The organism is Chondrinema litorale (genome assembly GCF_026250525.1).
GTDB classification, from domain to species: domain Bacteria; phylum Bacteroidota; class Bacteroidia; order Cytophagales; family Flammeovirgaceae; genus Chondrinema; species Chondrinema litorale.
In genome coordinates this window covers 2478182-2491470 of sequence record NZ_CP111043.1, presented here as the reverse complement: position 1 = coordinate 2491470, position 13289 = coordinate 2478182, and the positions used below count along the sequence as shown (strand labels likewise).

Here is a 13289-nt window from a genome sequence, read left to right as displayed (position 1 = left end):
GGAAGTAGTTTTTCCCAAGGCAATATTAGCTTTATTTCAATTATATTTTTTCAATTTTCAGCATTTTTTCAGCCTAATAATTTTATCCATTGAAAGATCAGTCTCACATTTTCACTATTGATATTCACACGCATATTTTACCCGAAAAATGGCCAGACCTAAAAGAGCGCTATGGTTATGGTGGTTTTATCAGGTTGGAGCATCATAAGCCATGTTGTGCAAGAATGATGATGGATGATCAGTTTTTTAGAGAGATACAATCTAATTGCTGGGAACCAAATGCTAGAATTAAAGAATGTAACCATAGCCATGTTGATGTACAGGTAATCTCCACTGTACCTGTAATGTTTAATTACTGGGCTAAACCCAATGATACCCACGACCTATCTAAGATTCTTAACAACCATATAGCTAGTGTGGTGAGCGATTATCCCGATAGGTTTATAGGTTTGGGAACATTGCCCATGCAAGCACCAGATTTGGCTGTAAAAGAATTAGAAAGGTGTGTAAGTGAGCTTGGTTTAGCTGGTATCGAAATAGGAACACACATTAACGACTGGAATCTGGATGCACCAGAATTATTTCCCATTTTTGAGGCTGCTGCCGATTTAGGTGCAGCTGTATTTGTACACCCTTGGGATATGATGGGTAAAGCTAAAATGCCAAAGTACTGGTTACCTTGGCTTGTTGGTATGCCCGCTGAAACCAGTTTGGCAATTTGCTCTATGATATTTGGGGGAGTGTTTGAAAAGTTGCCTAATCTAAAAGTAGCATTTGCTCATGGCGGAGGTTCTTTTCCTGCAACTTTTGGCAGAGTACAACACGGTTTTGATGTAAGACCAGATTTATGTGCAGTTGATAACCCTAATCCTCCAGAAAAATATTTAGGAAAATTCTATTGCGACTCCTTAGTGCATTCTCCAGAATCTCTTAATCTACTTTTAAACGTAATTGGTGAAGATAAAATAATGATGGGAACCGATTACCCTTTTCCATTAGGAGAAAATGAACCGGGAAAATTAATTCACTCGATGCCTTATGATACTCAACTGAAAGAAAAGCTACTCAACTCTAATGCAATGAATTGGCTAGGCATTGACAAAAAACATTTTGTAATTCAACAAAACTGGGATTTTATTGATGACTAATTCTTATCTCATTGACTCTAGCTTTTTCTTAACTAAGCTGGCATGAGATAATGGTTTAGCAGGATTATTTACATCTTCATTCGTTTCGTAATCTAACAGAACCAATGTTTTTTTCTTTGCAATCTCCGCCAAGAGTTCTAGCTCTTTTTGAAGTTTGTTTTCTAATACCCAGTTGTAAGTGGGTACATAAATTTTATGTCGGGCTGTAATGTAATCTAAAAGCTCAATGCCATTCACTCCTACTCTATGCCCCTTTGGTTTTCCAAACTTTCTTACTGTTCGCTTTAAGCCTTTCATGTTAGTTATTTGAAACTTTGACACATCCACATCCTCAGTTTCAAATACTTTCAAGCCTTGCCAGATACCTTCAACAGATGCGGCAACTACATTCTCAGAAAAAGGCACAGGTAGATTTCCTATCGGATAAAATGGACTAAACTTTACATAAGGTGAATTTCCTTTTGAGGTTACATCTATAATCTCAGCATCAGCATAATCTTTTAAAATATTATCAGGTTTTCTCCGCTTATTTTCAACTGCAATCATCACACTAATTATTCTCAACTTTTTCGACTCCTAAACAAGCACTGGTAATGCCTAAACTTGGTGCTACTAATACACCAAACAAAGGCACTAAAAACAAAACAGTAAAACCCAAACCTACTCCCATAGATAAACCTTTATTTCTCTTTCTCAAGTTTCGGCCTTCTTCTACAGTATATCCTCTATAAGCAGCAGTATGGTCTACCATAGAGATACCTATAAAGTAACTTTCTACTGCAATAATTATTAATGGTGCAAATGGTGAAAATATAGGTATTACTAGTGCCAAAATGCTTATTAAGCCTATAATAAAAAGCTCTTTTACTAAAATTCGCACGGCATCAACTATCCCTTTAAACAGTTCTTTTATAAACACATCCCACTGAATTGGTGCCTCAGTTTTTTTACCATGCATACTGTTAAGTACTTCATTCGAAAACAAATAAAGCAAAGGCGCCATAAAGTTGATCATCAATACTTTATAACTCACATAAAAGATGGTGATTAAAATAAACCGGATAAGCCAAAGCGCAATAAATGCTATAATATGCCCAAAGGTAGTTTCTGCATTTTGAACATTTGTCCAGGAAAGTAACCAGACTGAAATGTCATCTGAAAAGTTGAAGGCAAAGTATAATATTACCAACAAAAGTATTAAGCTTACTGCTCCAGGGAATAAAGCACTTCCCCAGAGTTTTTTTTCAGAGATAAACCGATATGCTTTCGGGTACATGCTAAGCCCGGTTGTTACCTGTTTAAAATAATTCATTAAAGGATAGTTTTCTTAAACGGTTCAATTGAACTATACTGAATCTGTTTCAATAATGCTCATAGATATATTCCAAAACTTGTTGCATTACTTTTTTAGTTCTAGAAGTATACACAATATAGTGATTGAGCATAAAACTAAAAATGAGAGTTTTTTTCTTTTTTGTCAATACATATCCACTCAAACAATGATTATTTGATAGTGTTCCAGTTTTAGCATAAACATAAGGACCATCTTTTCCTTTATACCAGTTTTCGATTGTACCGGTATAACCACCCGCTGGCAAAAAATCAAACAGCTTTTCTTTACCGGGTGTTTTTAATAATTCTGTTAAAAGCCTTACCGTGGTTCTAGGTGTAAACATGTTATATCTAGAAAGTCCTGAACCATCTACCCAGATCGGTTCATCAGGAAAATCTTCCATAAAGTTTTCTATCACCCAGTCTATTCCCAAGTCAATTCCCAATGTGTCAGATAATTCAGAAGAACACATCATCATAATTTGCTCTGCTAAGAAATTGTCACTTTCTCTCAGCATTTTCCTATATAATGTGTCTGTTTCTGCAGTTTGTAGTAAATCCCCATGTAAAATCTCATTCGACTCAAACTTCTTAATTTTCTTGTGTAAAGCATTCTCAAGTAAACCAATAAACAAATCTTCAGAATACATAAAAGGCATTTTTACATCTCTGCCAGATTTAAAAGTATCTGCTTCTGGATAATAGTAATAAGTATTTTCAGATTCTTCACGATATAAAGGCCAAAACTCACTAGGTGCTTCTCCCTCTTTTACAACTATATTTTCTTTAAACTCTTCTGGAAACACCAATAGCGAATCTAAACTTCCTTTAATTCTAAAATTGATATGATTTCCGTAAATCGGGAACTTAGACTTTTCTGATGAATAATATGATGTATAATCATCCCAGCTCCAACCTGGACCAAACCTCTTATCAGTTGACGGCCGATCGTAATAAAAGAGTTTTTCTTTGCGTGATGCTAAAAAATTTAAGGCTGTGCTATCATTAAATTCAGGATGTAAAAGCAATGGATAACCTGTTGCCCAAAATATTAGAGAATCGCCTTGAATTTTATATCCTAAAGTTGGAATAGAGTCGCCTAAAATCTTTGTGGCTGAATAAAAAGTGTAAAGCTTTGTGTTTGATGCGGGAGTGAAATATTTATCTGGATAATTCTCGAAAAGCATTTCATCCTTTTTGGGATCGTAGAGTACAAAACCTGTAAAACTTTGCTTTAGATCAGTTGCTGTATCTATCATTAATCTGATATCTCCAGTATTCAGTTTTTGAGCATTTGCATTTCGGCTAAAAGAAAAAAGAAGTAAAAGAGAAGCCAGTAGTGAGTAGTTTATTATCTTCATAGATTAGGTATAGTAAAACATTTATCTAAATATAGTGATGGCTGCTTTTATTTAGGTTTATTTATATTTATACATTATTAGAAATTCCATTTTTGGTCTAAAAAGAAGATAAAGCGCTAATTTTCATGAAAAAACTAACATTTTTACTTTCCATCCAACTTATCATTTGCAGCATGGCTTGGGGACAAGATGACTTTAGCAAACAACTTTTTGAAAAATATGATAAGTATTTGGAGAAAAGTGTGGCTCATCAATACCTCAAAAGAGAAGACATTGCTCCACTTATCGATAACCTAAAAAAGAATGATCTTTTTAAAGTAAGTAAACTAGGAGAGTCTGTAGAAGGTAGAGAAATATCTTTAATCGAATGCGGGACTGGACCTATAAAAGTACTTCTATGGTCTCAAATGCATGGTAACGAACCTACAGCTACCATGGCACTAATGGATATTTTTAATTTTTTGGCAAAGTCAGATCAGTTTGATGATGTGAGAAAAGATATATTGGAGAAAACTACATTATATTTTGTACCAATGCTTAACCCAGATGGTGCAGAAAAATATCAAAGACGAAATGCACTCGATCTTGATCTTAACAGAGATGCATTGAGGCTACAATCTCCCGAAGCTAATATTTTGAAAGACATAAGAGACAAAACTGATGCTGATTTTGGCTTTAACTTGCACGACCAAAGCACCTTATATAGTGCTGGTGTTTCGGAGAATCAGGCATCTATTTCATTTTTAGCACCAGCGTATAATTGGGAAAAAGATGTAAATGAAAGTCGTGGAAATGCAATGAAAATTATCGCCCAAATGAACAAGACATTGCAAGAGTATATTCCGGGTAAAGTGGGTAAATACGATGATACTTTTGAGCCAAGAGCTTTTGGAGATAATATTCAAAAATGGGGAACTAGTACCATCTTAATAGAAACAGGTGGTTACCCAAATGATGTTGAAAAGCAGTTTTTAAGAAAAATGAATTTTATTGGCATTCTCACCTCTCTAAAAAGTATTGCTAATAAAGAATATGCATCTGAAAGTATAGATAATTACTACAGTATTCCAGATAATAAAAGATACCTGTACGATTTGGTTATAAGAAATGCACAAGTCGAGTTTTACGGTAACCTTTATACTATGGATATAGGTATTAACAGAAGTAAAGGCCATGAGGGCGATAGCAAAGAAACAATGTTTAGAGGTTACATAGCTGAGTTTGGAGACATGTCTACTTTTTTTGGTTACAATGAGTTTGATGCTTCTGGTTTGGTAGCTACTCCCGGGAAAATTTCTGATGATAAAAAAGTAAAACTTAAAGCCAAACAACTGGCTAAACTACATAAAGAAGGAGTTGTAGCAATACCAAATGAAAAGGGCATCGCTAGCTCTTACATCAACCAGCCAATTAACCTCTACAACGATGAAAAGCCCGAGTTTAAAGTTAGACTTGGTAGCTCAGCTAATTTTTCACTTCAAAGGAACGGTGAGGTAAAAGCAGTGGTAATTAATGGCTTTTTATACTTAGTAGAAGATCAGAAAGAATACAACGGTAATGGTGTTATCATGAAATAATGATTTCACTTATACATAAAATATCAGCCTTTTATCAACTATTTACCTAATTACCAGTTAATTATATTGACTTTCCATACACAATTTCGTATTTTATGTATGGGAAGTTATTATTCCTAATTTTTTATCGGCAATAAATTTTTTGGGCTATGTTACTTTTAATATTCTTATTGTTTGCCGATCCTGTTTTTAGCAACCCAAAACAGGCTGATATTTCTGAGTCCACATTGCTACAAGATAGCATTCACGTAGTACAAAAAGGTGAAACTTTGTATGCTCTTTCTAAAAAATACAATGTTACAGTTAAAGAGCTTCAAAACTGGAATGAGCTTTCTGGAGCCAGTATTAATACAGGACAATCTCTAATAGTTTATAAAAAACCAGAAGTTACTGAAGAAATTAAAGAAACTAATAAAGTTGAATTTCCTCAGGATAGTATTCATGTAGTAAATTCTGGTGAGTTTGCTTCTGGTATTGCATCTAAATATAATATCGGATTAAGCGACTTAATAAGCTGGAATAAACTAAAGAGCCCTGATAATATTTATCCGGGACAGAAATTAAAGCTGTATCCTCCAGTACAAATCACTAATCCTGAAAAAACAGAGAGTGAAAGTCGGGAAATAAAACCTAAAGTGACTCTAACTACTGATACTACTACTAAGACTCTTAATCCAAATTCTGGATTGGTAAGTACTGAGCAAAACACACATGATGAGGCTAAAAACCTCACCTACGATTTTACTCCGGGCGGTATCAAAACTGTTTTAAATGTATTAGTTCTTGTATTACTAATTGTTGTATTCGTTTACAACATCCACAAATAGGTTGTTAAAAAACATTGTTTGACAATAAAAAAAGAGGCTTCCATTACTTTGAAAGCCTCTTTTAATTTATATATTTCCTATTGATGATTTAGCCGTACTGCTCTCCTTTCTTCTCTTTTACTTCACTCAAGAACTGCTTAATTTTTTGCTCTTGATCTTTATGGCATATCAACAATACATTGTCGTTTTCAGCTACTATAAAGTTATCTAAACCTTGCACTACAGCTAACCTGTCAGAACCCATTTTAACAATGGTATCTTTTGTATCGATAGTCATTGTATTACCATGCAATACATTACCATTCTCATTTTTATCAGATACTTCGTATAAAGACTTCCAAGTTCCAAGATCAGACCAGCCAAAATCACTTTTAAGTACATATACTTTCTCAGCGTTTTCCATGATTCCGTAATCAATAGAAATATTTTTACACTGGTAGTAAGTTACTTTAATAGCTTCTTTTTCGTCTTCTGTATAATACTTATCGCAGATATCAGTAAATAACTGAGCTATTTCTGGCTGATATTTAGCAAAGTTTTCATTAATGGTTTTTGCTTTCCAGATAAATATACCTGAGTTCCAAACAAAATCACCACTATCTAAAAATTCTTGAGCTAATTGCAGATTAGGTTTTTCAGTAAAGGTTTTTACTCTTTGCAAATCACCTATTGTATCATCTGCTAACATTTGAATATAACCATAACCAGTATCTGGTCTACTAGGTTGAATACCAAGTGTTGCTAAAATTTCATGTTCAGCAGTAATTTCAAGCACCGATTTTACACACCTTTTAAATTCTTCTTCTTTTAAAATAAGGTGATCTGCTGGAGAAATAATAAGGTTAGCATCAGGATTCTTTTCAGCAATTTTATAACTAGCATAAGCTATACAAGGGGCGGTATTTCTCATAACAGGCTCCAGAAGTATTTGGTCGTCTGTCATAAATGGCAATTGTTCTTTTACCAGATCATAGTAGTCTTCATTGGTAACTATGTAAATATTTTCATCTGGACAGATGCCTTTAAAACGCTCTGCTGTTAATTGAAGCAATGTTTTACCTATGCCAAGAATATCTTGAAACTGCTTTGGATGTTTTTTTCGACTGAAAGGCCAAAAGCGGCTGCCAATACCTCCAGCCATAATAATAACATAATTATTGTTCATTTTTTATTTACATTTAATTGCTTTAAAAGAAGTTAATCTGATTTATAGCATTTATAAAAAAATAATATCTTTAATAATCACCTCGCCAACATGCTTGTTTAAAATATCAATAATTTTTGCTTTAGAAAGTTTCATGTCGTTCTTCAATGGAGCTGAATATATCTCCACAAACAACTTTCCTTCTTTTACAAAAATTCTACCTGTACGACTGGCAATTGTTTTTCCCATTAACTGCTCCCAAGAGTTTATAATCGTGGTATAATTATACTTTTTGTCTATATGGTAAGACTTTAGTAAAGATTGAATTGCATCTTTAATAGGATGTGCTACAGATTTTCTGGAAGAGTAAGATGTGGTTTTTTTGGGAACAAATCTGTACTTCAGTGGCATAATAAAATATTTATAACTTTTATGAAAATCACAAAAGCGCTTTAGGAAAAAATATCTCAATACTAATAAAATAATATGAGTATGTTCAGTTTATTAGTATTTATTTAGTATAGATTCTATATTAAAAAATTTCACTTCTCTTCCAATTTTATCTAATAATTTCTCCGATCTTTCTGGTCTAGCATCGCTAATAAATATTTGACCAAAATCCCCTTCAGCCAAAATATTTAATAAGTGAGCAATCCTATTATCATCTAGTTTATCAAAGATATCATCAAGTAGAAGAATAGCTTTTAAGCCTTTATTTTTTACAATCCATTCGTATTGTGCCAACTTTAATGCAATTACAAATGACTTTTGCTGCCCCTGAGACCCCACTTTCTTTAAAGGAAACTCTCCCATTGAAAAAATAAAGTCATCTTTGTGGATTCCCTCACAGGTTCTTTGCAAGGCCAAGTCTTTATGAAGATTTACTTTTAAAATTTCTTCGTATATAGTTTCTGTAAGTGAAGACTTATAAGCAATAGACATAGCTTCTTTCGACTCACCCAATTGTGTGTAATACCTTAAAAATAAAGGATTAAATTGATCTATAAAAGCCGACCTCTTCTGATGTATTATTTTAGCATGAGGGCACATCATACTATTATAGGTTTCTAAAAGAGCTTTGTCTGTAAATCTCTTTTCTGCGAATTGTTTAAGTAGATTGTTTCGCTGTTTTAAAAAATGATTGTGCTGGATAAGGGCATCTAGGTAAGTACTATCTGTTTGAGAGAGTGTATTATCAAAAAACTTTCTGCGGCTTTCACTTCCCTCTCTTACCAAATCGGTATCGTAAGGAGTCATTAAAACACAGGGAAACCTACCAATATGCTGGCTTAGCTTTTCGTATTCTTTTTTGTTAAGCTTAACAGATTTTTTATCCCCCTTTTTGTAAGCACACTGTACAATACACTCTGTCTCATCATCGCACTGAAAGCTTCCTTTGTTTAAAAAAAATTGCTGCTCGTGTTTAATATTTAGCTGCTCTGTACCTGGAAAAGCACTTTTAGTCATACACAGATAATAAACTGCATCCAATAAGTTTGTTTTTCCAACCCCATTTGGACCAACTACACAATTAATATCCTTAGAAAAACTCATTTCGAATTCTTCGTAATTTTTAAAGTTCATTAATTGTATGCTCTCCAAAAACATATATAAGGCTATTTACCGAACAAATTTTAGATGGATGATTAAATTAGCTGTATAAAGCAAATTTAAAATTATAACTAGCTCTCCTATTTTTCAAAAAATTTGAGGAAAGTAGCTTTATATAAAGCACTAAAATGCAATCAAAAAAAAAGCAGAACTTAATAAAGCTCTGCTTATATATCTAAATATATACTTGAATCTACATTAGATAATTAACATTGCATCTCCATAATCTAGGAAACGATATTTTTCTTTAATGGCAGTCTCGTAAGCTTCCATTACAAAATCATAACCACCAAATGCTGATGCCATCATTAATAATGTAGACATAGGCTTATGGAAGTTTGTGATTAATCCACTACAGATTTTAAAATCGTATGGAGGAAAGATAAATTTATCTGTCCAACCTTCATTTTCTTTTAAGTATTCTGCAGCTGAAACAGAAGCTTCTAAAGAACGCATAACAGTAGTGCCCACCGCACAAACTCTTTTCTTATTATTGAGTGCATTGTTTACAATATCAACTGTTTTGGTTGGAACATTAAAGTTCTCAGAGTCCATTTTGTGCTTGGTAAGGTCTTCTACATCTACTTCTCTAAATGTACCTAAACCAACATGTAGTGTTATAGAAGCCATGTCTACACCTTTAATCTCCATTCTTTTGGTAATTTGAGGCGTAAAGTGCAAACCTGCAGTTGGCGCTGCTACAGCACCTTTATTCTGCGCAAAAATAGTCTGAAAACGTTCTCTATCGTCTGGTTCTGCTTCTCTTCCTAAATCTTTTGGTAAAGGAGTATCACCTAAAGAATCGATAAGTTTATAAAACTCTTCGTCTTCTCCTTCAAAAAGGAAACGAATAGTTCTACCTCTAGAAGTAGTATTATCAATTACTTCTGCCACTAGCTCGCCGTCTCCAAAGTATAATTTATTACCCACTCTTATTTTTCTTGCTGGGTCAACCAGCACATCCCATAAGTGTGACTCTACATTGAGTTCGCGAAGGAGAAAAACCTCGATTTTTGCTCCAGTTTTTTCTTTATTTCCATAAAGTCTGGCCGGAAATACCATTGTATCGTTTACAACAAGTACATCTCCTTCGTCGAAGTATTGAACTACATCCTTAAAAGTTTTGTGCTCTATGGTTTTTGTTTTCCTGTCTAGAACCATTAGCCTCGAATCATCACGATTTTCTGTCGGATATTTGGCAACTAATTCTTGAGGAAGATCAAATCTGAACGCTGAAAGTTTCATATTGAGAATTGAGTGGTAATGCAGTGTTAACTGAAAATAAATGATGTGAAACGGATATTAACCGTTCATACAAAATAGGGTGCAAAGATAATAATTTGTTAAACATTATAATAAAATTAGCTTATATTTACTTGTATCGCATAAAATATTTCTTGAATGGTTTTATTTATTAGACTTTTTACGGAGAGTTTTCTATTCGCAGTAAGTGCTTTAAGAGAAAACCTTCTTCGCACTATACTATCTTTACTAGGAGTAACAGTTGGTATTTTTGCAATTATAGCTGTACTCACTTTAGTAGACACCCTGGATAAAAGTATTAAAAAAAGCTTATCTTTTCTTGGAAGTAATGTTTTATATGTTGAAAAATGGCCATGGCTATTTGAAGACAATTACCCTTGGTGGAAATATTACAACCGCCCTTACCCTACTTACGAAGAATACGTCTATCTACAAAATAACCTCACTTGGGCTCAAGCTGTTTCTATTTATGATCAAAAAGGTGGAGCTGTACTTAAATACAGGAATAATAGTATAGGTGATGCTGATGTAATTGGCGCAAGCTATACACATAACCAAGTTGGAGATTTCGAAGTTGAACAAGGTCGTTACTTTAGCCCGCAAGAAGCCGATAAAGCTAAAAATGTAGTAGTTATAGGAACAAATATCGCTGAGTCACTTTTTGGTCAGGCAGAGCCTTTAGGTAAGATACTAAAGATAAAAGGTATTAAATTTCAGGTAATTGGCCTATTAAAAAAGAAAGGTGAAAACTTACTAGATGCACCAAGCAACGACGATATCGCCATTATACCTTTTAAAAGCCTTATGAAAATGTATGCTTCTAGAAGCAGAGGTATAAGCCCCACAATTGCCATAAAGGGAAAAGCTGACGATAAAGATTTAATCGAAGTTGAGAATGAAGCCAAAGGTTTACTACGAGGCTTTAGAGGCTTAAGACCTATTGAAGATGACAGTTTTGCAATGAACAGACCTGAAGCTATCGCTTCTGTTTTAGATGGTATTATAAGTGTGCTTACCATTGCAGGCTGGTGTATTGGTAGTTTTTCTATCCTCGTTGGTGGATTCGGCATTGCTAACATTATGTTTGTTTCGGTTAAAGAAAGAACAAACTTGATCGGCATTCAAAAATCTTTAGGAGCAAAAAATTACTTTATACTTCTACAGTTTTTGTTTGAATCAATATTCCTCAGTTTTCTAGGAGGTGCCACAGGCTTATTACTAGTCAATTTCTTAGCACTTTTCTCCACCGAAACATTTGTCATCTCATTATCATTTAAAAATATCGTATTGGGAATGAGTGTTTCTTTACTAATTGGAATTATTTCTGGATTAATTCCGGCAGTTTCGGCATCGAGAATGGATCCAGTAATTGCCATCAGATCTAAATAAAAATTATATACAAAATGAAACAGGCAGCCAATAATAGATTGGCTGCCTGTTTTTTTATAAAAATGAAAATAATAATCTAACTAAATAGTATTTCTTGTAGAATATAAATACCAGCACCAGCAAAATAACCAACCATTGCTAGCCAAGCTATATTTTTTAAATACCAGATAAAATTAATCCTTTCCATACCCATAGCAGCTACACCTGCTGCAGAACCAACAATTAAAGCACTACCACCAGTACCTGCACAATATGCTATAAACTCCCAAAGTGTATGATCTAGCGGAAACTCTTTTAAGTCGTACATACCCATAGATGCCGCGACCAATGGTACGTTATCAACAATTGCAGATAAAACTCCCAATGACAAGCCGATTAGATAAATGTTTCCAATAGATTCGTCTAGCATCATTGCAAGGTTTTTAAGAATACCTGTTGCCTGTAAGCTTGAAATAGCTATTAAAATTCCAAAGAAGAAAAGTACACTAGGTACATCAACTTTTTTAAGCACACCAATAACCGAAATAGGATCTTTTACCTCATCATTCTTATCCTTATGCATAATTTCTGTAAGCAACCACAAGCAACCCAAACTAAATAGCATACCCATAAAAGGAGGCAGGTGAGTGAATGACTTAAAGAAAGGAACAAATATTAGGGAACCAATTCCAGCACAAAAGACTAATCTTTTCTCAAACTTAGAAACATATATAATATGAGATTTAGTAAATCTTACTGGACTCATTCTAAAATCTATTTGATCTCCATCGGGACTTTCAAAATTACCTTTTATCAAAAATGAGCTAATAATTAGAGGTACAAGTAGACAAACAAAGCTTGGTAATAAAAGTGTAAACACAATATTATGACTACTTATCTGGCCGCCAATCCATAGCATAGTTGTGGTAACATCACCTATTGGCGACCAAGCACCACCAGAGTTAGCAGCGATTATCACCATGCCAATAAAAAACAACCTGTTTTTGCGAGTTTTAACCAATTTTCGCAAAATAGATATCATTACGATAGTTGTTGTTAGGTTATCTAGTAAAGCAGAAAGAAAAAAGGTAAGCAAACAAATGATCCATAGTAATTTGATTTTCTCATTAGTTTTAATCCTTTTGGTAATTACATCAAAACCTTCGTGAGCATCTATTAACTCTACAATAGTCATGGCTCCCAGTAGGAAAAACAAGATACTTGCCACCTCAGAAATGTATTCATGCAATTCATGATGAACTTCTGATGCTGATTTATCTGTCATTAATATATAAACAGTCCAGCATAAAATTCCGATAATTAAAGCAGGGGCTGATTTATTGATGTGGATATTATGTTCTAATACGACAGCTAGGTATCCGACAACAAATATTACAATAAGCAAAGTCTCCATTCAGATAACTTTTATTTAAAATACCCTGTAATTACGAGCTTATACCTAGATTATTTCGCAAACATTTATGAATTAACAGATGATTATTTGGTAAAATAGCAGGTCGTTATTACATCTATTTTTTGATTAATTTCAATTAGCAACTTTTATTATGAAAAGCGTCTTAAAAAACTTATTCATAATACTTACCTATAGATTTTGTTACTTTGCCCCAAAAAAATAAAGGTTAACAGAAACAAGAATT

12 protein-coding genes are annotated in these 13289 nt (G+C 33.6%); 4 read left to right on the top strand and 8 right to left on the bottom strand.

What is annotated here, in order from left to right:
* Positions 1-89: 89 nt before the first annotated feature.
* Positions 90-1148: an amidohydrolase family protein gene (locus OQ292_RS10380; RefSeq protein ID WP_284682061.1), complete on the top strand. Its 1059-nt coding sequence runs from the start codon at positions 90-92 to the stop codon at positions 1146-1148.
* A gap of 3 nt (positions 1149-1151) precedes the next feature.
* Here OQ292_RS10380 and OQ292_RS10375 read toward each other — a convergent pair whose 3' ends face one another.
* Genes OQ292_RS10375 through OQ292_RS10365 form a run of 3 tightly spaced genes read right to left on the bottom strand, consistent with a single transcriptional unit; the run spans position 1152 to position 3841 of the window.
* Positions 1152-1694, bottom strand: coding sequence for a DUF6939 family protein (locus OQ292_RS10375; protein ID WP_284682060.1), 543 nt, complete (start codon positions 1692-1694; stop codon positions 1152-1154).
* Positions 1695-1698: 4 nt separating this feature from the next.
* Complete coding sequence (locus OQ292_RS10370) at positions 1699-2460, bottom strand: EI24 domain-containing protein (protein WP_284682059.1); 762 nt, start codon at positions 2458-2460, stop codon at positions 1699-1701.
* Positions 2461-2509: 49 nt separating this feature from the next.
* Entirely contained in the window at positions 2510-3841 is a 1332-nt protein-coding gene (locus OQ292_RS10365) for a D-alanyl-D-alanine carboxypeptidase (RefSeq protein ID WP_284682058.1), read from the bottom strand.
* A 125-nt stretch (positions 3842-3966) separates the two neighbouring features.
* Here OQ292_RS10365 and OQ292_RS10360 point away from each other — a divergent pair, with 125 nt between their 5' ends.
* Together OQ292_RS10360 and OQ292_RS10355 are read left to right on the top strand one after the other, a co-directional pair.
* Complete coding sequence (locus tag OQ292_RS10360; protein WP_284682057.1) at positions 3967-5418, top strand: M14 family metallopeptidase; 1452 nt, start codon at positions 3967-3969, stop codon at positions 5416-5418.
* Positions 5419-5567: 149 nt separating this feature from the next.
* Positions 5568-6245 carry a LysM peptidoglycan-binding domain-containing protein gene (locus tag OQ292_RS10355; protein WP_284682056.1) on the top strand — a complete coding sequence of 226 codons (678 nt, stop codon included), beginning with the start codon at positions 5568-5570 and terminating at the stop codon, positions 6243-6245.
* An 88-nt stretch (positions 6246-6333) separates the two neighbouring features.
* On the opposite strand, the gene OQ292_RS10350 is transcribed toward OQ292_RS10355, so the two are convergent.
* The 4 genes from OQ292_RS10350 to queA all read right to left on the bottom strand — a co-directional run bounded on the left by OQ292_RS10350 (position 6334) and on the right by queA (position 10245).
* Entirely contained in the window at positions 6334-7410 is a 1077-nt protein-coding gene (locus OQ292_RS10350; protein ID WP_284682055.1) for a mannose-1-phosphate guanylyltransferase, read from the bottom strand.
* A 51-nt stretch (positions 7411-7461) separates the two neighbouring features.
* A complete protein-coding gene (locus tag OQ292_RS10345; RefSeq protein WP_284682054.1) occupies positions 7462-7800 on the bottom strand; it encodes a DciA family protein in 339 nt (112 codons plus the stop codon).
* A gap of 93 nt (positions 7801-7893) precedes the next feature.
* Entirely contained in the window at positions 7894-8997 is a 1104-nt protein-coding gene (gene recF / locus OQ292_RS10340) for a DNA replication/repair protein RecF (protein WP_284682053.1), read from the bottom strand.
* Positions 8998-9198: 201 nt separating this feature from the next.
* Positions 9199-10245: a tRNA preQ1(34) S-adenosylmethionine ribosyltransferase-isomerase QueA gene (gene queA, locus OQ292_RS10335; protein ID WP_284682052.1), complete on the bottom strand. Its 1047-nt coding sequence runs from the start codon at positions 10243-10245 to the stop codon at positions 9199-9201.
* 156 nt (positions 10246-10401) lie between these two features.
* Between queA and OQ292_RS10330 the strand changes: the two genes are divergently transcribed.
* The gene (locus OQ292_RS10330; protein WP_284682051.1) at positions 10402-11652 is read left to right on the top strand and encodes an ABC transporter permease; all 1251 of its coding nucleotides are present in this window, start codon (positions 10402-10404) and stop codon (positions 11650-11652) included.
* Between the two features lie 76 nt (positions 11653-11728).
* Here OQ292_RS10330 and nhaD read toward each other — a convergent pair whose 3' ends face one another.
* The gene (gene nhaD, locus OQ292_RS10325) at positions 11729-13045 is read right to left on the bottom strand and encodes a sodium:proton antiporter NhaD (protein WP_284682050.1); all 1317 of its coding nucleotides are present in this window, start codon (positions 13043-13045) and stop codon (positions 11729-11731) included.
* Positions 13046-13289 lie beyond the last annotated feature (244 nt).

Coding starts and splice junctions, on each gene's coding strand:
- OQ292_RS10375 (WP_284682060.1), bottom strand. CDS start 1,694: ATGATTGCAGTTGAAAATAAGCGGAGAAAACCTGATAATATTTTAAAA.
- OQ292_RS10370 (WP_284682059.1), bottom strand. CDS start 2,460: ATGAATTATTTTAAACAGGTAACAACCGGGCTTAGCATGTACCCGAAA.
- OQ292_RS10365 (WP_284682058.1), bottom strand. CDS start 3,841: ATGAAGATAATAAACTACTCACTACTGGCTTCTCTTTTACTTCTTTTT.
- OQ292_RS10360 (WP_284682057.1), top strand. CDS start 3,967: ATGAAAAAACTAACATTTTTACTTTCCATCCAACTTATCATTTGCAGC.
- OQ292_RS10355 (WP_284682056.1), top strand. CDS start 5,568: ATGTTACTTTTAATATTCTTATTGTTTGCCGATCCTGTTTTTAGCAAC.
- OQ292_RS10350 (WP_284682055.1), bottom strand. CDS start 7,410: ATGAACAATAATTATGTTATTATTATGGCTGGAGGTATTGGCAGCCGC.
- OQ292_RS10345 (WP_284682054.1), bottom strand. CDS start 7,800: ATGCCACTGAAGTACAGATTTGTTCCCAAAAAAACCACATCTTACTCT.
- recF (WP_284682053.1), bottom strand. CDS start 8,997: ATGTTTTTGGAGAGCATACAATTAATGAACTTTAAAAATTACGAAGAA.
- queA (WP_284682052.1), bottom strand. CDS start 10,245: ATGAAACTTTCAGCGTTCAGATTTGATCTTCCTCAAGAATTAGTTGCC.
- OQ292_RS10330 (WP_284682051.1), top strand. CDS start 10,402: ATGGTTTTATTTATTAGACTTTTTACGGAGAGTTTTCTATTCGCAGTA.
- nhaD (WP_284682050.1), bottom strand. CDS start 13,045: ATGGAGACTTTGCTTATTGTAATATTTGTTGTCGGATACCTAGCTGTC.